22 protein-coding genes are annotated in these 23,180 nt (G+C 65.2%); 13 read left to right on the top strand and 9 right to left on the bottom strand.

The features are described 5' to 3' along the window. Nucleotides 1-14: 14 nt before the first annotated feature. Nucleotides 15-1,469, top strand: coding sequence for an aldehyde dehydrogenase (locus B7G52_RS14835; protein ID WP_096698330.1), 1,455 nt, complete (start codon nt 15-17; stop codon nt 1,467-1,469). 386 nt (nt 1,470-1,855) lie between these two features. Here the strand turns inward: B7G52_RS14835 and B7G52_RS14825 are convergent, their stop codons facing one another. Together B7G52_RS14825 and B7G52_RS14820 are read right to left on the bottom strand one after the other, a co-directional pair. Continuing rightward, nucleotides 1,856-2,128: a YkgJ family cysteine cluster protein gene (locus B7G52_RS14825; protein ID WP_096698329.1), complete on the bottom strand. Its 273-nt coding sequence runs from the start codon at nt 2,126-2,128 to the stop codon at nt 1,856-1,858. A gap of 63 nt (nt 2,129-2,191) precedes the next feature. After that, nucleotides 2,192-2,770, bottom strand: coding sequence for an NADPH-dependent FMN reductase (locus B7G52_RS14820; protein WP_096698328.1), 579 nt, complete (start codon nt 2,768-2,770; stop codon nt 2,192-2,194). A 329-nt stretch (nt 2,771-3,099) separates the two neighbouring features. Here B7G52_RS14820 and mnmG point away from each other — a divergent pair, with 329 nt between their 5' ends. The 6 genes from mnmG to B7G52_RS14790 all read left to right on the top strand — a co-directional run bounded on the left by mnmG (nt 3,100) and on the right by B7G52_RS14790 (nt 8,921). Then, nucleotides 3,100-5,103 carry a tRNA uridine-5-carboxymethylaminomethyl(34) synthesis enzyme MnmG gene (gene mnmG, locus B7G52_RS14815; RefSeq protein ID WP_096698327.1) on the top strand — a complete coding sequence of 668 codons (2,004 nt, stop codon included), beginning with the start codon at nt 3,100-3,102 and terminating at the stop codon, nt 5,101-5,103. Further along, nucleotides 5,103-5,762, top strand: coding sequence for a 16S rRNA (guanine(527)-N(7))-methyltransferase RsmG (gene rsmG / locus B7G52_RS14810; protein WP_096698326.1), 660 nt, complete (start codon nt 5,103-5,105; stop codon nt 5,760-5,762). The genes mnmG and rsmG overlap by 1 nt, the downstream gene beginning before the upstream one ends. 110 nt (nt 5,763-5,872) lie before the next feature. Then, nucleotides 5,873-6,499, top strand: coding sequence for a LysE family transporter (locus B7G52_RS14805; protein WP_096698325.1), 627 nt, complete (start codon nt 5,873-5,875; stop codon nt 6,497-6,499). Nucleotides 6,500-6,530: 31 nt separating this feature from the next. After that, complete coding sequence (locus B7G52_RS14800) at nt 6,531-7,301, top strand: ParA family protein (protein WP_096698324.1); 771 nt, start codon at nt 6,531-6,533, stop codon at nt 7,299-7,301. A gap of 90 nt (nt 7,302-7,391) precedes the next feature. Next, nucleotides 7,392-7,931 (top strand): alpha/beta hydrolase, encoded by a 540-nt coding sequence (locus B7G52_RS14795; RefSeq protein WP_096698323.1) that lies wholly within the window; start codon nt 7,392-7,394, stop codon nt 7,929-7,931. A gap of 54 nt (nt 7,932-7,985) precedes the next feature. Next, nucleotides 7,986-8,921 (top strand): ParB/RepB/Spo0J family partition protein, encoded by a 936-nt coding sequence (locus B7G52_RS14790; RefSeq protein WP_096698322.1) that lies wholly within the window; start codon nt 7,986-7,988, stop codon nt 8,919-8,921. Between the two features lie 41 nt (nt 8,922-8,962). On the opposite strand, the gene B7G52_RS14785 is transcribed toward B7G52_RS14790, so the two are convergent. From B7G52_RS14785 to B7G52_RS14775, 3 genes are all read right to left on the bottom strand, one after another. Further along, entirely contained in the window at nt 8,963-10,855 is a 1,893-nt protein-coding gene (locus B7G52_RS14785) for a patatin-like phospholipase family protein (protein WP_096698321.1), read from the bottom strand. Between the two features lie 153 nt (nt 10,856-11,008). Next, complete coding sequence (locus B7G52_RS14780) at nt 11,009-12,433, bottom strand: FAD-binding oxidoreductase (RefSeq protein WP_096698320.1); 1,425 nt, start codon at nt 12,431-12,433, stop codon at nt 11,009-11,011. Nucleotides 12,434-12,681: 248 nt separating this feature from the next. Then, complete coding sequence (locus tag B7G52_RS14775; RefSeq protein ID WP_096698319.1) at nt 12,682-13,035, bottom strand: acid-shock protein; 354 nt, start codon at nt 13,033-13,035, stop codon at nt 12,682-12,684. 147 nt (nt 13,036-13,182) lie between these two features. Here B7G52_RS14775 and B7G52_RS14770 point away from each other — a divergent pair, with 147 nt between their 5' ends. Beyond that, a complete protein-coding gene (locus tag B7G52_RS14770; RefSeq protein WP_096698318.1) occupies nt 13,183-13,749 on the top strand; it encodes a cob(I)yrinic acid a,c-diamide adenosyltransferase in 567 nt (188 codons plus the stop codon). Between the two features lie 70 nt (nt 13,750-13,819). Here B7G52_RS14770 and B7G52_RS14765 read toward each other — a convergent pair whose 3' ends face one another. Next, nucleotides 13,820-14,242, bottom strand: coding sequence for a hotdog fold thioesterase (locus tag B7G52_RS14765; RefSeq protein ID WP_096698317.1), 423 nt, complete (start codon nt 14,240-14,242; stop codon nt 13,820-13,822). A 133-nt stretch (nt 14,243-14,375) separates the two neighbouring features. Here B7G52_RS14765 and B7G52_RS14760 point away from each other — a divergent pair, with 133 nt between their 5' ends. Together B7G52_RS14760 and B7G52_RS14755 are read left to right on the top strand one after the other, a co-directional pair. After that, nucleotides 14,376-15,668, top strand: a complete 1,293-nt coding sequence (locus B7G52_RS14760; protein ID WP_096698316.1) for a glycine zipper domain-containing protein — start codon at nt 14,376-14,378, stop codon at nt 15,666-15,668. Between the two features lie 191 nt (nt 15,669-15,859). Then, a complete protein-coding gene (locus B7G52_RS14755) occupies nt 15,860-16,207 on the top strand; it encodes a hypothetical protein (protein ID WP_096698355.1) in 348 nt (115 codons plus the stop codon). A gap of 42 nt (nt 16,208-16,249) precedes the next feature. On the opposite strand, the gene B7G52_RS14750 is transcribed toward B7G52_RS14755, so the two are convergent. The 3 genes from B7G52_RS14750 to B7G52_RS14740 form a co-directional block, all read right to left on the bottom strand. Further along, nucleotides 16,250-17,548, bottom strand: coding sequence for a solute carrier family 23 protein (locus tag B7G52_RS14750; protein WP_096698315.1), 1,299 nt, complete (start codon nt 17,546-17,548; stop codon nt 16,250-16,252). A 79-nt stretch (nt 17,549-17,627) separates the two neighbouring features. Beyond that, nucleotides 17,628-18,512 carry an alpha/beta hydrolase gene (locus B7G52_RS14745; RefSeq protein ID WP_096698314.1) on the bottom strand — a complete coding sequence of 295 codons (885 nt, stop codon included), beginning with the start codon at nt 18,510-18,512 and terminating at the stop codon, nt 17,628-17,630. Nucleotides 18,513-18,725: 213 nt separating this feature from the next. Beyond that, complete coding sequence (locus B7G52_RS14740; protein WP_096698313.1) at nt 18,726-19,328, bottom strand: TetR/AcrR family transcriptional regulator; 603 nt, start codon at nt 19,326-19,328, stop codon at nt 18,726-18,728. A gap of 177 nt (nt 19,329-19,505) precedes the next feature. Here B7G52_RS14740 and B7G52_RS14735 point away from each other — a divergent pair, with 177 nt between their 5' ends. The 3 genes from B7G52_RS14735 (at nt 19,506) to B7G52_RS14725 (ending at nt 23,124) form a co-directional block, all read left to right on the top strand. Beyond that, complete coding sequence (locus tag B7G52_RS14735; RefSeq protein ID WP_096698312.1) at nt 19,506-19,967, top strand: hypothetical protein; 462 nt, start codon at nt 19,506-19,508, stop codon at nt 19,965-19,967. Between the two features lie 180 nt (nt 19,968-20,147). Next, complete coding sequence (locus tag B7G52_RS14730) at nt 20,148-22,172, top strand: acetoacetate--CoA ligase (RefSeq protein WP_096698311.1); 2,025 nt, start codon at nt 20,148-20,150, stop codon at nt 22,170-22,172. A gap of 592 nt (nt 22,173-22,764) precedes the next feature. Further along, the gene (locus tag B7G52_RS14725) at nt 22,765-23,124 is read left to right on the top strand and encodes an iron-sulfur cluster assembly accessory protein (RefSeq protein ID WP_096698310.1); all 360 of its coding nucleotides are present in this window, start codon (nt 22,765-22,767) and stop codon (nt 23,122-23,124) included. The last annotated feature ends 56 nt before the right edge of the window (nt 23,125-23,180 follow it).

Below are 23,180 nucleotides of genomic sequence, written 5' to 3'. Positions count from 1 at the left end.
CAAGGAGTATTTCCATGTCTGACATGTCCATGCTGATCAACGGCCTGAAGGTCACCGCTGAAAAAGGCGCGACGTTTGAACGCCGCAACCCGCTCGATGGCAGCGTCGCCACGCGTGCACCGGCGGCCTCGCCGGCCGACGCGGTGATGGCCGTCGAAGCCGCCGCCGAAGCGTTCAAGACCTGGAGCGAAACCGGCCCGAGCGCGCGCCGGGCGCTGCTGCTCAAGGCGGCCGATGCGCTGGAGGCCAAGACGCCGCAATTCATCGAAGCGGTCGCCGCCGAGACTGGCGCCTCCGGCATGTGGGCCGGCTTCAACGTGATGCTGGCCGCCGGCATGATCCGCGAGGCGGCCTCGCTGACCACGCAGATCAGCGGCGAGGTGATTCCGTCCGACGTGCCCGGCAGCCTGGCCATGGGTGTGCGCCAGCCGGCCGGTGTGGTGCTCGGCATCGCGCCATGGAACGCGCCGGTCATTCTGGGTGTGCGTGCGATCGCCACGCCGCTGGCCTGCGGCAACACCGTGATCTTCAAGGGTTCGGAGAACTGCCCGCGCACCCACCAGCTGATCGTGGAGGCGTTTGCCGATGCCGGCTTTCCGCCCGGCGTGGTCAACTACATCACCAACGCGCCGGCCGATGCAGGCATGGTGGTCGAAGCCATGGTGGCGCACCCGGCGGTGCGGCGCGTCAATTTCACCGGTTCGACCAAGGTCGGCAAGATCATCGCGATGACCTGCGCGAAATACCTCAAACCGGTGGTGCTGGAGCTGGGCGGCAAGGCGCCGCTGGTGATCCTCGACGACGCCAACATCGACGACGCGGTCAACGCCGCCGCTTTCGGCAGTTTCGCCAACAGCGGGCAGATCTGCATGTCGACCGAACGCATCATCGTGGATCAGAAGATCGCCGACGCGTTTGTCAAGAAGTTCGCGGCCAAGGCCAGCGCCCTGCCGCTCGGCGACCCGCGCAAGCCCGAGCCGGTGGTGCTGGGCTCGGTGATCGGCATGGGCACGGTCGAGCATTGCAACGCGCTGATCGACGACGCGCTGGCCAAGGGCGCCAAGCTGGCCTGTGGCGGCAAGGCCGAGAACACACTGATGCCGGCGACCGTGCTGGACCACGTGACACCCGCCATGCGCATCTACCACGAGGAAACCTTCGGCCCGGTCAAGTGTGTGGTGCGTGTCAGCGGGGTGGAGGAGGCCGTGGCCTGTGCCAATGACAACGCCTACGGCCTGTCGGCTGCGGTGTTTGGTGGCGACATCGCACGGGCCTTCAACGTGGCCAGGCGCATCGACTCCGGCATCTGCCACGTCAACGGGCCGACGGTGCACGACGAGGCGCAGATGCCGTTTGGCGGCGTCAAGGGCAGTGGCATCGGGCGCTTTGGCGGCAAAGCGGGTGTGGCGGAATTCACCGAGCTGCGGTGGATCACGATTCAGACGACGCCGCGGCACTATCCGTTCTGATCTGGCGATCAGCCAGTGGGGGGCGGGGATTCTTTGCATCACGCTACGCCTCGGGTTTATTGTTGACAGTAGGCGTAACTCCCCGCATTCGTACCCGAACCCGTTTCCCCACCCGTCGGGCTGGGCCGAGGAGCGCAGCCGAAAGTGGATCAGGGCGAGCGATTGTCTGAGCGAAGCGAGTTCGAGCTCGACCCCACTTTCGGCGAGCACCGCAGGTTGCCCGTAGCGAAGCGGAGGGACCCAGACCATCGGGTCGCCTTTCTTTTCCTTAGGTTTCTTTGGCGAAGCAAAGAAAAGTAAGTCGCCCGCCGGGGCGAGACCCGGCTTGCAGGCAAGCTACCGAACCTTGAACAAAGCGGGAGTAGTCAGCAAACATGGACCCCGGATCAAGTCCCGGATGACAGACCGGGCGTCGTAGCCTGTTCCAGCAAAGTGAGCCAGGCCAGCGCAGCCGGCGCACCATCACCACACATTTCCACCGAAGGCATCAACTGCCCACACACCGCCGGCCGCTCAGGCCGGCCAAAGATGCGGCAGGCATTGGCCTCATCCAGCTGCACACAACGTACCCCGGCCGGTTTGCCCTGCGGCATGCCGGGAATCGGCGAGCTGATGGACGGCGCGATGCAGCAGGCGCCGCAGCCGGGACGGCAGTTCATTGAGATCTCTTGCTATCAAATAGAGAGTTGTTGGCGCCCATGGAACAAGGGCCAGCGGTCGATTCAGGCATGAAGTCGGCTGCTCGCAAACAGCACCTGGTCGATCACCGCCTGCACGTTCTTGCGATGCGCCTCGCTGACCAGCTGGCCCTGCGCGTCAAACGCATCGCCGGCGTGGCCCAGCGCAAAGGCCTTGGGTGCGACCCAGCATTGTGCGTTGAGCAGCAGCGGCACCAGGTGGCTTTGCGAGCGCAGGCCGCCCAGCGCGCCGGGCGAGGCGCTGAGCATGCCCACGACCTTGCCGCTGAAGGACTTGAAGCCGTCCTGCCAGGCCGGGTCGGTCTTGACCGGGCTGGAGACCCAGTCGATGGTGTTCTTCAGCAGGGCGGTGTAGCTGCCGTTGTATTCGGGCGAGCAGATGATCCAGCCCGGGTGCTCGAACATGAGCTGCTTGAGCTTCATGACGTCGGCCGGCGTGCCTTGGGCTTCGAGGTCGGCGTTGTACATCGGGATGTCGAAATCCACCAGCTCGATATGGGTGACTTCGGCGCCACTGGTGCGCGCGAGACCGGCGGCCACCTGGGCCAGCTTGCGGTTGAAAGAGGCGAGCCGGGTGCTGCCGGCGAAGATCAGAAGTTTCATGCCCCTATTGTGCTTGCCTGCCGGTGCCTTCGCCGTCTGGCTGGCCGGGATGCTGCTGCCGGTAGGTGTCATCAGCGATTTTGGCCATGAGCCCTTATGGATCAAGCGCCTGTAGCTATTAAAAACATAGCAAACCGTCGGCCTGGCCGGCAGACAGAGCGGCGCTGGCCTGGTTGGGCGCCGGCAGCACAAAAAAGAGGCACCCTGATAAAATCATGCTTTTCGTCCTGTGAGAGCGGCAAGCTGTTTGCTGACTTCTCCGGCCCGGCCGGTCTTTTCCAGGGCGCGCAGGCATCTCGCCTGACGACTGCTTTATTGAAGGAGGCGTGATGCACTCGCCTTATGTATATCCGCAAGAATTTGACGTGATTGTGGTCGGTGGCGGCCATGCCGGTACCGAGGCCGCGCTGGCTGCTGCCCGCATGGGCTGCAAGACGCTGCTGCTCTCGCACAACATCGAGACCCTGGGCCAGATGAGCTGCAACCCCTCGATTGGCGGCATCGGCAAGGGCCACCTGGTCAAGGAGGTCGATGCCATGGGCGGTGCGATGGCGCTGGCCACCGACGAGGGCGGCATCCAGTTCCGCATCCTCAACAGCTCCAAGGGTCCGGCGGTGCGTGCCACCCGGGCGCAGGCCGACCGCATTCTGTACAAGGCGGCGATTCGCCGCCGGCTGGAAAACCAGCCCAACCTCTGGCTGTTCCAGCAGGCGGTCGACGACCTGATGGTCGAGGGCGACCGGGTCGTCGGGGCGGTCACGCAGGTCGGCATCCGGTTTCGCGCGCGCACCGTGGTGCTGACGGCCGGCACCTTTCTGGACGGCAAGATCCATGTCGGGCTCAACAACTATGCGGCGGGCAGGGCGGGTGATCCGCCGGCGGTGTCGCTCAGCGCGCGCCTGAAAGAGCTCAAGCTGCCGCAGGGCCGGCTGAAAACCGGCACGCCGCCGCGCATCGACGGGCGCAGCATCGACTTCAGCAAATGCACGGTGCAGCCGGGCGACGGCATGCCGGGTGGCACGCCCGGGCCGGTGCCGGTGTTCAGCTTCATGGGCGGGCGGATCCAGCACCCGAAGCAGATGCCGTGCTGGATCACCCACACCAACGAGCGTACCCACGAGATCATCCGTTCCGGGTTTGACCGCAGCCCGATGTTCACCGGCAAGATCGACGGCGTGGGCCCGCGTTATTGCCCGAGTGTCGAGGACAAGATCAACCGGTTTGCCGGCAAGGAAAGCCACCAGATCTTCCTCGAACCCGAAGGCTTGAGCACACACGAGATCTACCCCAACGGCATCTCGACCAGCCTGCCGTTTGACATCCAGTACGACCTGGTGCGCTCCATGGCGGGCATGGAGAATGCCCATATCCTGCGGCCCGGCTACGCGATTGAATACGACTACTTCGACCCGCGCGCGCTGAAAACCAGCTTTGAAACCCGTTCCATCGCCGGCCTGTTTTTCGCCGGGCAGATCAATGGGACCACGGGTTACGAGGAGGCGGCGGCCCAGGGCATGTTCGCCGGCATCAATGCCGCGCTGCAATGCCAGGGCAAAGAGGCCTGGCTGCCACGGCGCGACGAGGCTTACCTCGGCGTGCTGGTGGACGACCTGATCACCAAGGGCGTGACCGAGCCTTACCGCATGTTCACCAGCCGGGCCGAGTTCCGCCTGATGCTGCGCGAAGACAATGCCGACATGCGCCTGACCGAAAAGGGCAGGGAGCTCGGGCTGGTGGACGATGCCCGCTGGGATGCCTTCAACCGCAAGCGCGACGCTGTTTCACGTGAAACAGAACGCTTGCGCTCCGTCTGGGTCAACCCGCGCAGTCTGCCGCTGGCCGAGGCTGAGCGCGTGCTGGGCAAGGCCATCGAACGCGAGTACACCCTGCTCGATTTGCTGCGCCGCCCCGACGTGAACTACGCCGCGCTGATGTCGCTGGACGGCGGCAAATATGCGAACCCCGAACTGGCGCCGCCCGCCGAGGGTGTTTCACGTGAAACAGAGGCGGCCGACATGGCGACCAGCGTGATCGAGCAGATCGAGATTGCCGTCAAATACGCCGGCTACATTGACCTGCAGAAGACGGAAGTGGAGCGTGCCTCGCACTACGAAAACCTCAAGCTGCCGGCCGACCTGGATTACCTGCAGGTTTCGGCGCTGAGCTTCGAGGCGCGGCAAACCCTGGCCAAACACCGGCCCGAAACCCTGGGCCTGGCGTCGCGCATCTCCGGCATCACACCGGCAACCGTGTCGCTGTTGCTCGTGCACCTGAAGAAGAACCTCTGGAAAAACACGGTTCCCCTGAAACCTGCCGAGCAAGCCGAAGCCTGATGCGCAGCGGTGAACAGGATTTGCGCGCCGGCCTGAGGGCGCTTCAGTTGGACCTGAACGATCACCAGGTGGGGCAGTTGCTGGACTACCTGGACCTGATTGCCAAATGGACCAAGGTCTACAACCTGACGGCCGTGCGCGATCCGGCGGAAATGATGACGCATCACCTGCTCGACAGCCTGGCGGCCATCGCGCCGCTGCGGCGTCATTTGCAGCAGGCCGGATTGGCGCAGGGAGCCAGCCTGCTGGACGTCGGCTCGGGTGCCGGTTTGCCGGGCGTGGTCATCGCCGTCTGTTGCCCGGCCGTGGCCGTGAGCTGCGTGGACACGGTGGCCAAGAAAGCCGCGTTCATCAAGCAGGCGGCGCTGGCCCTGAAGCTGCCCAACCTGACCGGCCTGCATGCGCGGGTCGAGACGATAGCCCAACCTTTTGACGTGATCTGCGCGCGCGCCTTTGCGTCGCTGGCCGATTTCACCCAATGGTCGGCCGGGGCGCTGGCGCCGCACGGTGTCTGGATGGCCATGAAGGGCAAACACCCGGCGGACGAAATCGCCGCCCTGCCGGCCACGGTGGAGGTGTTTCACGTGGAACAACTGGCCGTGCCCGGGCTGGCGGCCGAGCGCTGCATGCTCTGGCTGCGCCCCAAAGCAGCGGTTTAAGCCACAGCCCGGGCAAAAAATCTGCACATCGGGCGCGTATGACAGGCGTCGGGAGATTTTCAGCCTGTGCGCTGACGTAAACTCAAAACCCCTGTTTTCCGGAGGTCTCCATGTTGGGTTCATTTGTCGGCGTCGCTGACTACGGCGCTTTTGTTGTCGCCATCATTGTTTTTCTGCTGATTCCCGGTCCCGGCAACCTGGCGCTGATCACCTCGACCAGCAAGGGCGGTATTGCTGGCGGCCTAGGTGCGACCCTGGGCGTGATCGCCGGTGATCAGGTGCTGCTCTGGGCTGCGGTGGCTGGCGTGTCGGCCGTGATGGCCGCCTACCCGACCGCCTTTCATGCGGTGCAGTGGGCCGGTGCGGTTTACCTGGCCTGGCTCGGGTTCAAGATGCTGATGGCCAAACCGGGCGATGCGCCCATCCTGCAGATCAAGCCGCGCCATTATTTCCGCCAGGCCCTCCTGATCACCCTGCTCAATCCCAAGGCCATCGTTTTTTACATGGCGTTCTTTCCCCTGTTTGTTGACCCGGCACAGCACCAGGGCCTGAAAACCTTTGCGGTGATGGCCGCCACCATTGCGGGGCTGACCTTTCTGTACGGCTTGACCTCGGTGCTGATCACCTACTTTCTGGCCGCGCGCATTCGCGCCAACCCGAAAATCTCCGCGGTGCTGAACAAGGCGGCCGGCGTGTTTTTAATCGGCTTCGGCATCAAGCTGGCCATCTCCAAGTAAACCTTCCGATCTCCAGAACCCAAAGAACAACATGGCCAAAATATTCTGCGTTGCCAACCAAAAGGGCGGAGTGGGCAAAACCACCACCACGGTCAATCTGGCGGCGGGGCTGGCCAAGGTCGGCCAGCGCGTGCTGATGATCGACCTGGACCCACAGGGCAACGCCACCATGGGGTCGGGCGTGGACAAGCGCAAACTCGAACTCACGGTGTACGACGTGCTGCTCGAATCCGCGTCGGTGCTGGAGGCGCGGGTGCGCAGCGAGAAATGCGGCTACGACGTGCTCGGTGCCAACCGCGAGCTGGCCGGCGCCGAGGTCGAGTTGGTCGATGTCGAACGCCGCGAAAAGCGGCTCAAGCTGGCGCTGGCGGATGTCGGCGAGCACTATGACTTCGTGCTGATCGATTGCCCGCCCTCGCTGTCCATGCTGACGCTCAACGGCCTGTGCTGTGCCCATGGCGTGATCGTGCCCATGCAGTGTGAGTACTTTGCGCTCGAAGGCCTGACGGATCTGGTCAACACCATCAAGCAGGTGCACGCCAACCTCAACAAGGACCTGGCCATCATCGGCCTGCTGCGTGTCATGTTCGACCCGCGCATCACCCTGCAGCAGCAGGTCAGCGACCAGCTGAAGGAGCATTTCGGCGACAAGGTGTTCAACACCGTGATCCCGCGCAATGTGCGGCTCGCTGAAGCGCCGAGCTACGGCCTGCCCGGCGTGGTGTTTGACCCGTCGTCCAAAGGCGCCCAGGCCTTCGTCACCTTCGCCGAAGAGATGGTGCAGCGCATCAAGGCCATGTGATGGCCCGGGTTTCAAGCCAAATCGGCCTCCAGCCCAGGTACCACCTGCGCCGGCAGCTATCAAAATCATAGTCCATCTGCTTTTTCCGGCATGAAGTCCTCGAACGTCCTGATCCTTCCCGGCTGGCAAAACAGCGGCCCCGACCACTGGCAAAGCCGCTGGGAGCGGGCGCACGGTTACCAGCGTGTCGAGCAGCACGACTGGATGCACCCGCTGCGCGGCGACTGGATTGCGCGGCTCGAAGAGGTGCTGCTGTCCTGCGACGAGCCGGCCGTGCTGGTGGCGCACAGCCTGGGCTGCGTGCACACGGCGGCCTGGGCCGCCCATTCGAAAAACACGCAGCGCGTCAAGGGCGCGCTGCTGGTCGCACCGCCCGATGTGGAGCGTGAGGACATCCGTCCCATGCTCAGCAGCTGGGCGCCGGTGCCGCTGCAGCCGCTGCCGTTTCCGGCCGTGGTGTTTGCCAGCAACAACGACCCGTTTTGCGTGCCAGCGCGGGCGGCGCAGTTCGCCGCCGCCTGGGGTGCAACGATGGTTGACGCCGGCCCCCGCGGCCACCTCAATGCCGACAGCGGCCTGGCCGACTGGCCCGAAGCCCACGAACAACTCCTGCGGCTGATGCGTCTGTGATGCATCACAGACGCATCAGCCCCTTCTAATCTGAACCAGAGAAAGACAAGAACCATGGTCACCAAAAAACCCAAAGGCCTGGGCCGCGGACTCGAAGCCCTGCTGGGCCCCAAAGTCAGCGAAGCTGGCGACGCCGACCAGGGCAACAGCAGCGCCACCAGTCCCGGCCAGCCGGCCTCGCTCCGGCTCACCGACCTGGTCGCCGGCCAGTACCAGCCGCGCACCCGCATGGACGAGGGCGCGCTCTACGAACTGGCCGAGTCCATCAAGGTGCAGGGCATCATGCAGCCGATTCTGGTGCGGCGCCTGACCAGCGGCGCCAACGACGGCAAGTACGAGATCATTGCCGGCGAGCGCCGCTTCCGTGCCGCGAAAATCGCCGGCCTGGACAGCGTGCCGGTGCTGGTGCGCGACGTGCCCGACGAGTCGGCCGCGGCCATGGCGCTGATTGAAAACATCCAGCGCGAAGACCTCAACCCGCTGGAAGAAGCCCAGGGTTTGCAACGGCTAGTGAAGGAGTTTGGGCTCACTCACGAACTGGCCGCGCAGGCCGTGGGCCGTTCGCGCAGCGCCGCCTCCAACCTGCTGCGCCTGCTCAACCTGGCCGAGCCGGTGCAGACCATGCTGATGGCCGGCGACATCGACATGGGCCATGCGCGGGCGCTGCTGGCGCTGGACCGGGCCACGCAGATCACCGCCGGCAACCAGATTTCGGCCAAAAAAATGTCGGTGCGCGAGGCCGAAAGCCTGGTCAAGAAACTCAGTGCCGAGTTCTCGCTCAAGCCGCAAAAAAACACCAAGGAAAAGTCGCGCGACACCCGCCGCGTGGAAGAAGAGCTGGCCGACCTGCTGATGGCCGACGTCGAGGTCCGCGTCAAAAAGCAGGTCAAACGCAATGGCCGGCGCGAGGACACCGGCGAAGTCGCCATCCAGTTTGCCTCCATGGACGAACTCAACGGGCTGATCGAGCGTCTGCGCGGCAACAAATAGGCCCAGCCCCCCCGTTGACCGGGCGTGAACAGCTATAAATTTTATAGCGCCGGCCGGACCCGCAGTTCCGGTTCGGGAATGGCAACAAAGGCCAGCCGTCGGGCCAGCGGCATGAAGTCATCGGCAAACTGTTTCAGCAAGGTACACATGGCGCGCAGCGCCTGCGCTTCGTCGGCCGTGATCGGACGGTCAAAGCCCGCGACCTTGTCCAGGCCGGCCAGGTCAATCAGCGCATCCCAATCGGTGGACGCCGGGCTGTGTTCCAGCGCGGCGCGCACCCCGGGCAGGCGCTTTTCCAGCATGCGCAGGAACACGTTCAGGCGCACCCAGCGCTGCTCGTCCCAGCCCGTGATGCGCGCGGCGTTGGCAGCCGGCAGGTAGCGCCGGATCAGGTCGTCGGCCGCCTCCAGGCCCCGGCTGGACACACTCGTGATGGTGTCCGCCGGCATGTTCAGGTTCAGCCCGCCTTCCTGCGAATGCAGCCGCAGGCGCACAACGCGGTCGCGCACGCCCGGCATGCGCGACAGGGTGTTGTCGTTCCACTCCTGCATGGTGTTGACCAGCGCGGACAGGAAACCGCCCATGCGGCTGCCGGGGTTGCCCTGCTCGTCAAAACGCTGCCAGCGTTCACCGTAGCCGTAGTAGTAGTGGGTGGGCAGAAAGGTCATGTTGGCCCGCCCGGGCAGCTTGGGCTCCAGGGTGATGCCAAACGTGGGCCAGGCCGGCACCAGGCCGTCAAACATGTGAATCGGAAAGTTGGACGACAGGCCGCCATCGGAGAACCAGCAGCGCTTGAAGCTTCGCCTGCCCACGCCTTCCTTCGCGTCATAGTCGATGGCCCACAGGGGAACCGCCGCAAACAGCAGCGGAAAACTCAGGCTCATGCGGGCTGCCAGCACGATCGGGAAGTCCTCCGGTGCCGGCAGTTCCAGCAGCCCTTGGCCGTCGGTCGTGGCCGGGTCCCATGACGCACGGCCCGGGCTTAGCTCGTAGGCCCGGCTGTGCTCAGTGAGCCAGGCGAGCACATCAGCGGGCAGGTAACGCGCCAGCTCCTCCCGGCGATAGAACAGCCGCTGCCGCGTGGCGGCATGCTGGCCCTGGTTGCGCTGTGGGTCACCTTCCTCGAAGGGCAGCACGTAGGGCCGGCCATGCGACAGGTTGGTGGTAAAAATCTGCAGATGGATGGACTTGGGCGGCACGGTCGGCTGCAGCGTGCTGCCCTCCGGCGGAAAGCCGGGGGCCCTCCAGAGGTCGCCGAAGGTCAGGGGCGGATCGCCCGGCGCGCGGCCCGCGGCCTGCTGGATGGTGTCGTGGAGCCAGGGCGTGAGGGCAGGGTCGGCATAACCGGGCTCGTTCATGCCCGTGCACAGCCCAAAGCCGTTGGCCGTGACCTTGCGCGTGACATCGCGGTAAACCCCCCAGAGCACCAGGCCGGTACACGCCAGCATGAAAGCCAGGACGCCGGCCAGCAGGCCGCTGTTCCAGCCGGCCGCCACGGCCAGCACCAGCGCGGCCAGGCTGGCCGCCCAGTAGGCCTGCAGCAGCCCGCGGACGATGTGGAACACCCGGCGCCAGGTGCCGCCGCGGTTCAGCGCCAGCACCAGCACCGAGAACAGCCGCTGCGTCGTCTGCTGCGGCTGGAACAGGCGCAGCAGACGGCTGGGCCCCTGCTTGTCCGGCCGCTGTCCGAGTTCGTCCGGCAGGCGGGCGAGGCGCTCAAACCCGGCCATGCTGCCGGTGTGCCGCCGGCGGTACTCCGCGGCGGCGGTCACGGCCGCCGCAATGGCGCCGGCCGAGGAGCCGCCGATGTTCTTGAAGTGGTAGTGTGCCGCCAGCCGGCTGATGGCCTTGGGGTAAACAATACCGCTGGTGACGCCGCCTTTCATCACCAGGTCGCAAAACCGGTCTTTGGGCGGGAGGGGGTGTTCGTTCATGGCGTCCTCGGTGTGTGCGGGAGGACGATCACCCTAACGACAAAACGCGCGGCGCGCAACCTCACATCAGGGGAGGCCCCCTGGTACTTCCGCATCCCTTCTGCTTTGCCCACCATGAAAGGGGCCAGGGCCGGCGTCAGGCCGCCGCGGCCTTCACAGCGTGAAGATCTTGCCCGGGTTCATGATGTTGTGCGGGTCCAGTGCGCGCTTGATGGTGCGCATCATGTCCACCGCGCCATTGCCGGCTTCGGTCACCAGAAAGTCCATCTTGTGCAGGCCGACGCCGTGCTCGCCGGTGCAGGTGCCTTCCAGGCGCAGCGCGCGTGCCACCAGCGTGTGGTTCAGCGCTTCGGCGGCCACGCGTTCCTCCGGCTTGTCCGGATCGATCAGGTAGCCGAAGTGGAAGTTGCCGTCGCCCACGTGGCCGACCAGGAAGTAGGGGATGCCGCTGGCATCGGCTTCGCTGACCGAGTCGAGCAGGCAGTCGGCCAGGCGCGAGATCGGCACGCAGGTGTCGGTCGAGATCGCGCGGCAACCCGGCCGCGACTGGATCGCCGCAAAGTAGGCGTTGTGCCGCGCGGTCCACAGGCGCGTGCGTTCCTCGGGGGTGCTGGCCCATTCAAAGGCGTTGCCGCCCATGTCGGCCGCGATCTCCTGCACGGTCTCGGCCTGTTCCTTGACGCTGTTGGGCGAGCCGTGAAACTCCATCAGCAGCATGGGCTCCTCGCGCAGCCCCAGCTTGGCGTAGGCGTTGACCATGCGCACGGTGTTGCTGTCGATCAGCTCCACGCGGGCAATCGGAACGCCGAGCTGGATGATCTGGATGGTGGTGCGCACCGCAGCCTCGATGCTCGGGAACGAGCAGATCGCCGCCGAGATGGCCTCGGGCAGCGGGTAGAGCTTGACGGTGATTTCGGTGATCACGCCCAGTGTGCCTTCGCTGCCCACCATCAGACGCGTGAGGTCGTAACCGGCTGATGATTTCTTGGCGCGGGTGCCGGTGCGGATGATCTCGCCGCTGGCGGTGACCACCTCCAGCGCCAACACGTTTTCGCGCATGGTGCCGTAACGCACGGCGTTGGTGCCGCTGGCGCGCGTCGCGCTCATGCCGCCTATCGTGGCATCGGCGCCGGGGTCGATCGGGAAAAACAGGCCGGTACTCTTGACCTCTTCGTTGAGTTGTTTGCGCGTGACACCGGCCTGCACCGTCACGGTCAGGTCTTCGGCGTTGATGGACAACACCTTGTTCATGCGGCTCACGTCAATGCTGATGCCGCCCTGCACGGCCAGCAGATGGCCTTCAAGCGAGGTGCCGACACCAAAGGGAATGACCGGCACCTGGTACTGCGCGGCGAGCCTGACCGCATCGGCCACGTCGGCCGTGCTTTCGGCAAACACCACGGCCGCCGGCGGCGGCGCCGCAAACGAGGACTCGTCGCGGCCATGCTGCTCGCGCACCACGAGGGCGGTGGAACAGCGCTCGGCAAACCTTGTTTTCAGGGCCTCGATCAGGGCCTGCGGCACAGCGCGCAGATTGAGTTGGGGCAACAGGTGGTCGGGGTGGGTGGGGGCGTTCATGGTGTCTCCGGTCGGAAGCCCCAGTTTACGACGAGTCCAGAGCCCGTGGGGGGCCACCCGGCGCCACCCCACGGACTCTAGGAGCCTGCCGGACTTGGGAATCGTCGGCTGCAAATCGACCGCAACGGTCCATTTTTCACCGTCTTTTTGTCCCATAGCTGGGCTATGGGCCTGCAAATCCGGCAAAAACTGTCCTCGCTGGGGCCGATTTTCGCTTTCGACGCCCCAAGCCCGACAGGCTCCTGGCGTCAGGACTTCAGCGCGATTTCAAACTCTTCGCGCGACACAAATTTGTCCTTGTTCGTGTCTATCTGGTCAAAACGCTGCTCCACGGCGGGAAAACGCACGGCCTCCTGCCGGCTGAGTTTGCCGTCCTTGTTGGCATCCGCGCGGATGAAGGCCGCGCCCACCTCCTGGTTGGTGGGGCCGGACGGCGAGGGCGCGCTCTGGGTGGAGGGTGTACCCGAGCCACTGGGTGCTTTCAAGCCGCCGCTATCGGCGCCCTGGGCATGCGCACCCAGCGCGGCGCCGACCGTCAGCGCGGTGAGCAGCGCAACGCTGCGAATTTCGAAGTTGGGAATAAAATGAAAAGCAGACGTCATCGAGACAGGTCCTTGAAGTTGAAGAAGCTGTCATTGCAACGCAGTGAGCCCGCGCCGGCCAGCACTCTTGCACGCTGTTGCCTCATTGACATCATCGGTCGTTCCACAACATATTCTTTCCCGGCGTAACCTGCCGGACATTTACCCATGGCCAACCGACTCACACAGATCGCCACCCGCACGGGCGACAACGGCAGCACCGGGCTCGGTGACAACACCCGCGTGTCCAAGGACAGCCTGCGCGTGCATGCCATGGGCGATGTCGATGAGCTCAACTCGCAGATCGGCGTGCTGCTGTGCGAGGAGATGCCGGACGACGTGCGCGAACTGCTGGTCGAGGTGCAACACCAACTCTTCAACCTGGGCGGCGAGCTGTCGATTCCCGGCTTTGAACTGCTCAAGCCCGAGGCGGTGGCGCTGCTTGATGCGGCGCTCGAAAAATACAACGCGACCCTGCCGCGTCTGCAGGAGTTCATCCTGCCGGCCGGTTCGCGCGCCGCCTCGCTGGCGCATGTCTGCCGCACCGTGGCCAGGCGCGCCGAACGCGCGGTGGTGGCCCTGGACCAGGCCGAGACGCTGAACGAGTCGCCACGCCAGTACCTGAACCGCCTGAGCGACCTGCTGTTCGTGCTGTCGCGCGTGCTCAACCGCATGAACGGCGGCGACGACGTGTACTGGAAAAGCGAACGTATGGCCCGGTCGGCCGCGGATTGAATCGCACAATTGCTATTGTATTGATAGCTGTTTGTGCCCGTCCTATAAGGGCTGATGGCCTATTTTGTGGTTAACGCGGGACCAGCATCGCCATCGTGATCCGCGAGACGCAGGTCAGCTCGCCGGCCTCGTTGGTCAGCTCGATGGCCCAGACCTGGGTGCTGCGGCCGATGTGCACCGGCCGGGTGGTCCCGATGACCCAGCCGCTGGTGACGCCTTTGAGGTGGTTGGCGTTGATGTCCAGGCCCACCGTGCGGTGGCCCTCGGGTGCCGCAAAGGCGGCACCGCAGGAGCCCAGCGTTTCGGCCAGCACCACCGACACCCCGCCGTGCAGCAGGCCATAGGGTTGGCGCGTGCGTTCATCGACCGGCACGCGGGCCCGGATGAAATCGTCGCCGACCTCCAGGAATTCGATGCCCAGGTGCGTCACCGCGCTGTTGGCGTTGTTGAGGGTGAGCAGTTCGACAGAAATTGGTTGTTTCCAGATTGGCATCGCGGTTCCACAGGGCTTCAAAAGGGCTTGTACCCAGACTATAAAGAGATTGCGGCCTACAAGTGCCGCGCAGCCAGCCTCCTAAGCTCAGTCAAGGCAGATGGCAGACAGTGCAACAACGGCGGAAGGCAGCATGGCACGCAGACAAACATGGATGGTGGCCGCAGGTGGCCTGGCGGCGCTGCTGGGCGCCTTGTGGCTGGCGCTGGTGTGGCTCATCCCCGGTGACGAGGATCTGGCCGCCCACGCCGCCGGCGAACTGCAGGGCCGGCTCGGGGTACCGGTGCGGCTGGGCGCGCTGCACTGGCGCCTGCTGCCGGTACCGGCCATCGTGCTGGAGGACGTGGCGACCGACCAGCCGCAGGCCATCACGGTCAAAAAGCTCACGGCCTATCCGGATCTGCTGGCCCTGCTGCAGCGGCGCGTGATCCTGGACCGTGTGGAACTCGACGGCGCGGTGGTGCCGCAACTGTCCTTGCGGGCGCTCGACGCGACCTCACGCGGCGCCCCCGCGGAAGCTGGGGCCACGCCGCTGGCGCGTTTCGTGTTTCGCGACCTGACCTGGCTGTCGCGCCATGGCGTGCCGGTGGTGTATGACGGGGAGATCGACTTTGACCCGGGCTGGCGGCCCCGCCAGGCCGTGTTGCGGCGCCCCGGTTTCACGCCGGCCACCGACCTGACCTTGACCCGGCAAGGGCAGGAAGACCGCTGGGCCACCCGCATCCAGGTGGGTGGCGGCACGGCCCATGGCGAGGTGCAGTTTCAGGCCCGTGCCGACGGCCGCCTGGCGCTGGACGGCCAGTTGCGGCCCAGCGGGGTTGAGGTGGCGAGCGCGGTGGCCGCCTTCAACCGCAAGCAGGTCATCGCCGGCAAGGCCTCGGGCCACACCGTGCTGTCGGCCCAGGGAGACACCTTGCTCGAACTGGCGCAGTCGCTGCACACAAAAACCGTGTTCACCATGGGCGCCTCGACCCTGCTGCGCTTCGACCTGGACAAGGCCATTCGCAGCCTTGGCAAGGAGCATGCGGGGCAGACAGCACTCGACGCGGTGTCCGGCCAGCTTGACACCCAGAACACGCCGCGCGGCATGGTCACGCAATTCACGGGGATCAAGACAAGCTCGGGCGCCCTGAGTGCGTCCGGCCAGGCCCGGTTGGCCAACCGGCGGATCGAGGCCGAATTCGCGGTGGATCTGGTGGACGGCATCGTCGGGGTGCCGCTGGTGCTCAGCGGGCCGGTGGACAAGGTGGCCGTGTCGGTGCCGAGGGGCGCTGTGGCCGGGGCGCTACTGGGCACGGCGGTGCTGCCCGGCATCGGGACGGCGATTGGTGCGCGTGTGGGCGCCACCCTGGGCAGGATTTTCGATTCCGGGCCGGATCGCCAGCCCGGCAAGGCCACACCCGCAGCGCCGGGAACGGCCCCTTGAGCGGCCCCGGCCCGCCGCGCCCGCCCTTTTCTGCCGGCGCCCGAGCCTGAGACCTGCTGGCTGTGGGGGCATGGGTGGCCCCGGGAAGGGCACTTGGTTACCATAGGGGTTTCAGGCGTCGGGCGGCCCTGCGTCCCCCCCCAGGCGCCTGGTGCCGTCAGATCATTCCCGTTTCCCCCGAGGTGTTCACCATGTCCAAGTCATCCCAACCGTCCCCGCAGTCCGCCCCCTCTGCAGACACGCCACTGGAACGTGCGCTTGACCGGAACGAAACCGTCGAGGAAACCGTGAAGCAGTCCGGCGCCGAGCTGTTTGTGATCAATGCGGTGCTCAAGCAGGAAATCCCTGACCACATTCAAACCGGCGATGTGGCCCAGGCGCTGCAAAAGACCGGCGAACTCGAAGGCAAGATCCAGGAGTCTGCCGCCGACCTTGCGCATGTCAACGAGCTGCTGGAGCAGGAAATCGGCGAACGTGCCGATGTGGAACGCGAGCTTGCCACCACCAAGGCGGCGCTCGCCAAAGCGCAGGCGAAATAGGCCCCGCCAGGCCCCGGTCAGGCGGGGCACTTGCTGCCTTTTTTACTTCCTGCGATTGAGCAGGGCGTACAACAGGATGGCGCCAAAGGTGGCGGTGCCGATGCCGCCCAGCGCAAACTGGCCGAACTTCAGCGTGAAGTCGCCGGTGCCCAGCACCAGCGTGATGGCGGCGACCAGCAGGTTCTTGTTGTCGGAAAAATCGACCTTGTTGTCGACCCAGATCTTCGCGCCGGCCACCGCAATCAGGCCGAATACCACGATGCTGACGCCGCCCATGACCGGCAGCGGAATCGCCTGGATCAATGCGCCGAACTTGGGGCTGAAGCCCAGCACCACCGCGATCAGGCCGGCGACCACAAACACCGCCGTCGAATAAATCTTGGTGGCGGCCATCACGCCGATGTTTTCAGCATAGGTGGTGACACCGGTGCCGCCCGAGGCGCCCGACACCATGGTGGCCACGCCGTCGCCGATGAAGGCCCGGCCCATGTACTGGTCGAGGTTTTTCCCGGTCATGGCTGTCACGGCCTTGATGTGGCCGAGGTTTTCCGCCACCAGGATGATGGCCACCGGCGCAATCAGCAGCATGGCATTGGCGCTGAACACCGGCGCGGCAAAGCCGGGCAGGCCGAACCAGGCGGCATTGGCAATCGGCGAGAGGTCCACCGGCTTGCCCAGGCCCAGCCCGTTGGTCAGCACCGCATACACCAGCGTCGCGACGACCAGGCCGACCAGGATCAAGAGGCGCTGCACCATGCCGCGTGTCATCACGGCGACCAGCGCCACGCTGACGAAGGTCACGACCTGCATCCAGGAGTCGAAGTTGCTCGCGGCCATGTTCTTGATCGGGATGCCGGCCAGGTTCAGGCCGATCACCGCCACCACGGCGCCGGTGACCACCGGCGGCATGAAACGTTCGATCCAGCCGGTGCCGACGGCCTGCACGATGGCGCCAATGACGGTGTACAACACGCCGCAGGCAATGATGCCGCCCAGCGCCACGCCGATGTTGGGGTTGGGCCCCTTGCCGGCGTAGGCGGTGGCGGCGATCACCACGCCGATGAAGGCAAAGCTGGACCCTAGGTAGCTGGGCACCTTGCCGCCGGTGATCAGGAAAAAAATCAGCGTGCCGACGCCGCTCATCAGGATCGCGATGTTGGGGTCAAAGCCCATCAGGATGGGCGCGAGCACGGTGGCGCCGAACATCGCAATCACGTGCTGCACGCCCATCACCGCCGTTTGCGGCCAGGGCAGGCGCTCGTCGGGCCCGATCACGCCGCCCTGCTGCAATACCGCGCTGCTTTTTTCTGTCCAGCTGAAACCGCCTTTTGAATTTCCCATCAACCGCTCCTTGTAAGTGGCGCCATCCTAGAAGCAATAGCCATGCCGCACAAGGGGTGTTGCAGTGCGGGCGTGATGTTCAGGCGACAAAAGCGGCGAGTTCGCGCAGCACGCCGGCGTCTTTCAGGATGTGCCGGTGCCCGAGATCCTGCGTGGCCAGCAGCCGGGCGCCGGTGATGGCCTGGCTGTAGGCCACGCCGTCGGCAAAGCGGTTGATGCTGTCGCTGCGGTCATGCACCACCAGCGTGGGCTGGGTGATGCGCGGGCCGACGGCGGCGGGTTCGAATTGCGGCATCAGGATGCCCTCGCGCGCTTCAATGCGTTGCTGCATGGCCGCACGTGTGGACTCGCGCAGGCCGAACACATGCGCGAACAACCGGGTGTATTCATAGGGGGATGCCGGCGGGGCCAGCAGCACCAGTTTGTCCACTGGCAGGCCGCGGCTGGCCGCGTAGGCACCGGCGTTGGCGGCCAGCGAATGCGCGACCAGCGCCTGCACTTGGTGGCCGGCCTGCCGCAGGCGTGCCACGGTGTAGTCGATGGCGCGTGCAAACTGCGGCAGGTTGCTGGTCGATCCCGCGCTGCGCCCGTGGGCCGGCATTTCAAGAATGACCGGCCGCAGGCCCTGCGCCTGCAGGGTGTCGGCCAGTGCCAGCATCTGGCCGGCGTGGCCGCCCCAGCCATGCACCAGCAGCACCAGCGGGCCATGCGGCGCCACGGGACGTTCGTAGACGGTCAGGCTGGCGTGCTCGAAGGCCCAGTGGCTGATGCGCCAGTCTGGCGACCAGGTCCTGCGCCGGTTCAGCCACTTGGGAGGCAAGGGGGTGCCGAACAGGCGATGTGCTGCGCGAACGGCCAGGGTCGGCCAGACGTGCTGCGACGCGCCCAGGCCCCAGCGGAACAGCCGGGTCACGGGGCTGGCGTTGTAGTAGGCGGCGGTGGCTTCCAGTGATGTGCGTGTCATGAGAGGCTCCTTGGTGCATTTTTGCGGATCAGTACCAGATCCAGTCTTCATTGCTGCGCGGCAGGGAGCGCAGCGATGCGAGGGCGGATTGCGCGGCGCGGGCCGCTGCAACCACGGCAATGGCGAGCAGGAGGAACAACATGGCATTTCCCTTTCTTCGCACGATCGTGCGAAATATGGACCGACAAAAAGCCCTGGTGGGGCTGACAAAACTCATGGTTGGTAGCTTTTGACCAGGCGCTGCCAGCTGACCTGCGCACGTTCGGCGGCGCGGGGGTCGCGCAGGAAGCGTGTGTCGTGAATCAGGCCCAGCATCAGGGCGTAGATTTCGGCCACGAGCTGTTCGGGGTCGGTATCGGAGCGGAGGTCGCCCCGCTCGACGGCCTGCACGATGGTGCGGCGCAGGGCGGCGCGCCAGCGCGTGATCTCGCCGTGCAGGTGGTCGCGCAGAGGGCCTTCGCGGTCGTCCAACTCAAAGGCGCCGGCGCTGTACACGCAGCCGGTATGCGCCTCTACGTCGCGCGTGCGCACAATCCAGCGCTGCACAATCGCGTCCAGCCGCGGCAGGCCTTTGGGTTGCTGCACGGCGGGTACAAACACGTCGGCCAGAAAACGCCTGCCGAACTCGTCAATCACGGCTTTCTGCAGGGCCTCGCGCGAACCGATGCGTGAAAACACCCCGCTCTTGGACAGACCAAGGCGGTCGGCCACGGCCTGAAGCGTGATGGCCTCCAGTCCCTCGGCGGAGGCAAGGTCCAGCGCCGCACCGACAATGGCGGCGCGGGTCATCTCGCTTTTCTGGGTTCTGGCATCCATGGTGCAAATATTAGCACGACTGTGCGATTTATGTGTCGGTACCTTTTTTGGGCCGAGAAGCGACGCCGAGGAGCCGACAGACCCTGACGGTCGGCGCGGTGTTCATCCTACAGCCGGGTCGGGGCGGCCGGACAAAGATGACCTTGAGCACATCGCTCTCACATTTTTGGAGACCCCATGAAAAAGCAATCCCTTGTACTGACCCTGGCCGCCCTGGCTTGTACCGCTGCCTTCGCCCAGGCACCTGCCGGCGTGGTTGCAACGCCTTCTGCACAAGCCAACCCCGCCACTTCCGGCGGCACCCCTGCGGCCAAGGCCGAGCTGAAGGTCGACACCAAGAAGGCCAATGGCTCCACCCTGTCCGCGCCCAACCCGGTGGCCGGTTCCGGCGGCGCTGCTGCCAGCGCACAGATCAACCCCTCCGCTTCCGGTGGCACGCCTGCCGCCAAGGCCGAGATGAAGGTTGACGCCAAATTGAACAACACCGCCATGAACAGCATGGACGCCAACGGCGACGGCATGATTTCCTCCAGGGAGTGGAATCGTTATCAAACTGCCATGTGGAAAAGCATGAAGCCGAGCAAAAACGGCATGGTGCCCATGACCGACGTTGAAATGATGATGGGCACGCCCAAATAAGGGACGTGCACTGCGCCGGTTGCATCGGGCGTCACCCACGCCCGGTGCTGCCATGCAGCGGGTCCTGACCCGCCCCAAGGCTGCCTGCGGGCGGCCTTTTGTTTTTGCAGTGGCGGGAGCCCCGTGCCTGTCGCAAAGGTGGATGCGTGCGCGAGGGAGGGCCTGCTAAGCTTTCGCCTCATGAGCGCCCCCTACATCCCCCAAATCCGCCTGTACCAGAACTGGCTGCGCGACACGCGCCAGCTGTCATTTGACAATTACGACGCGTTGTGGCGCTGGTCGGTGACGGACCTGGACGCCTTCTGGCAAAGCATCTGGGACTATTTCGAACTGCAGTCGCCCACGCCCCCTGCGGACGTGCTGGTCGAGGCAAAAATGCCCGGTGCGCGCTGGTTTCCAGGGGCGCAATTCAACTACGCGCAACAGGTGTTCCGGCATGTCGACAGCGCCCATGCGGCGGGCTTTCCCGCACTGCTCAGCCACAACGAAAAAAGCCTGGACAGTGCCCCGGCGCGCGAACTGAGCTGGCCCGAGCTGCGCCGCCAGGTGGCGTCGCTTGCGCTGCACCTGAAAGCCCAGGGCGTGTTGCCGGGCGACCGGGTGGCGGCCTACCTGCCCAACATTCCCGAGGCCATGGTGGCCTTCCTCGCGGTGGTCAGCATAGGCGGCGTGTGGAGCATCTGCGCGCCCGACATGGGCACGAATGCCGTGCTGGACCGCTTCCGGCAGATCGAACCCAAGGTGCTGATCGCCTGCGACGGCGTGACCTACGGCGGGCGCGACATCGACCGAACGGCGGTGGTGGCGGAGATCCGCGCGGCCCTGCCTTCGCTGCAGCACGTGATCGTCCATTACAACCTGGATGCCGGCAATTCAATAGCGGACAGCGCAAGGTTTGAAAGGGCTACAGCTAGACGCGATGCTGACACCGCGGCCTTTGAGCCGATGTGGCTGCCGTTCGACCATCCGCTGTGGATCGTTTATTCCAGTGGCACCACCGGCCTGCCCAAACCCATCGTGCACGGCCATGGCGGCACCGTGCTGGTGGCGCTGGCGCTCAAGACCCTGCACAACGACATCGGCTGCAGCTACGAGGCCAACTCCTTCGGCGAGCGTTACCACTGGTACAGCTCCACCGGCTGGGTCATGTGGAACGCGCAGGTCAGCGGCCTGCTCAACGGCACGACTTGCTGTATTTACGACGGCAACCCCGGTGGTAGCAAGGACAAGCCGGACTGGACCACCTTGTGGCGCTTCGGTGCCAACATGGGCGTGACGTTTTTCGGGGCCGGTGCGGCATTTTTTGCCAACTGCCTGAAGGCCGGCGTGGACCTGTCGACCTGCGGTGACCTGTCGTCCGTCCGCGCCTTGGGCACCACGGGCTCACCGCTGTCGCCCGAGGCGCAGACCTGGGGCACGGAGCAGTTCAGGCGCATTGCCAAAACCGGAGCGCAACAGGACATCTGGTGGTGCAATATTTCCGGCGGCACGGACTTCGCGGGCGCCTTCATTGGCGGCAACCGCGAACTGCCGCAGGTGCCGGGCGAGATGCAGTGCCGCCTGCTCGGCTGCGCCGTCGAGGCCTGGAACGAGCAGGGCCAGCCGGTGATCGGCGAGGTCGGCGAGCTGGTCTGCAGCCAGCCGATTCCGTCCATGCCGCTGTACTTCTGGGGCGACGAGGGCAACAAGCGCTACCTGTCGAGCTATTTCGACATGTACCCCAACGTCTGGCGCCACGGCGACTGGCTCAACATCACGCCCTCGGGCAGCTGCATCATCTACGGCCGCTCCGACGCCACCATCAACCGCCACGGCCTGCGCATGGGCACCAGCGAGCTTTACAGCGCGGTCGAGGCCCTGCCGGAAGTGATCGACTCCATGGTGGTGGACCTGGAGTACCTGGGGCGCGAAAGCTACATGCCGCTGTTTGTGGCCCTGCGCGAAGGCGTGGCCCTGGACGATGCGATGAAGGCCAGGCTCAACAACGCCATCAAGACGGCGCTGTCCCCGCGTTTTGTGCCCAACGAGATTTTCCAGGTGCCGGAGATCCCGCGCACCCTGTCGGGCAAGAAGCAGGAGTTGCCGATCAAGAAGCTGCTGCTGGGTCAGCCGCTCGAGAAAGTGGTCAATCGCGATGCGATGGCCAACCCCGGCTGCCTGGACTGGTACGTCGCGTTTGCGCAGCGCCGTGCCAGCGCTGCCTGAAGCTCCCTGCGAACGCCGGCCGGCTCAGGCCGGCTTGCGGTTGACCAGCACGATGCCCCGCGCCCCCGCACCAGCGCCGCCAGCAGTCTGGGCGCGGCCGCTTCCTGCAGCGACAGCCGGCCAAACAACGGCGCCAACAGCGGCGTCAAAAAATAAGAAAACTGGAATCAGGCTCGCAGGCAAGCGCCCCAGCATCCCTATGCAGGTCAGGTAGCTGGCAAAAACTCCGCCAGCATCTGCCCGCCGCCGATCGCGCAAACCGGGGTCCGGCAACCTGAAGCGAGTCGACCCTGAGCTCCGACACGACGGCCCCAACCGGGTTGGGCCGTGGCTCGGGCGTGCTCGTCCTGTGTGGCGACTGCGATCAGGGCGGTCACCGGCCTCTACTCCAGCGCGCCATGCCGCGCACTGTCGGGCCAAGTCCCCCCTCCTCCTTCATGGCAAAAAAGTCTATGGTTGACTAAATTTGTCGGAATATTTATAGTTGACTAAATTAGTTGGGTATCCGCTCTTTCATCAGGGATATCTCTCCCCGAAAGAATAACCAGGCGGTCGCAGACGGCGGCCCGGTAGCAACCCAGGAGTTTGAGCCATGACCATGACATTGACCGAGAACGCAGCCCTGCAGATCCAGCGCCGGCTTGAAAAACGCGGCAAGGGCATTGCCCTGCGTATCGGCGTCAAAAAAGTCGGCTGCACCGGCCTGGCGCACACCTTTGAGCTGATCGACGAGCTCGGCCCGGGCGACCACAGCTTCGAGTCGCATGGCGCGCGCATCGTGGTCGACGCGGCCAGCCTTGAATTCCTCGACGGTTCGCGCATCGATTTCGTCACCGAAGGCCTGAAGCAGACCTTCAAGTTCGACAACCCCAATGTTGAAAACGAATGCGGCTGCGGCGAAAGTTTCAACGTCAAGAAAAAAGCCGGTCCCGCCCCAACGCAAGCGACGTAATCGACGCAAGCGACGTCAAGGCCTCACCGGCCGCGCTTTCTTCAAGCCATATCACC

The sequence above is a fragment of the Polaromonas sp. AER18D-145 genome, from assembly GCF_002379095.1.
Lineage (GTDB): Bacteria > Pseudomonadota > Gammaproteobacteria > Burkholderiales > Burkholderiaceae_C > Polaromonas.
Note: the sequence above shows the minus strand (reverse complement) of the source record. Positions and strands in the feature narration are given on the sequence as shown.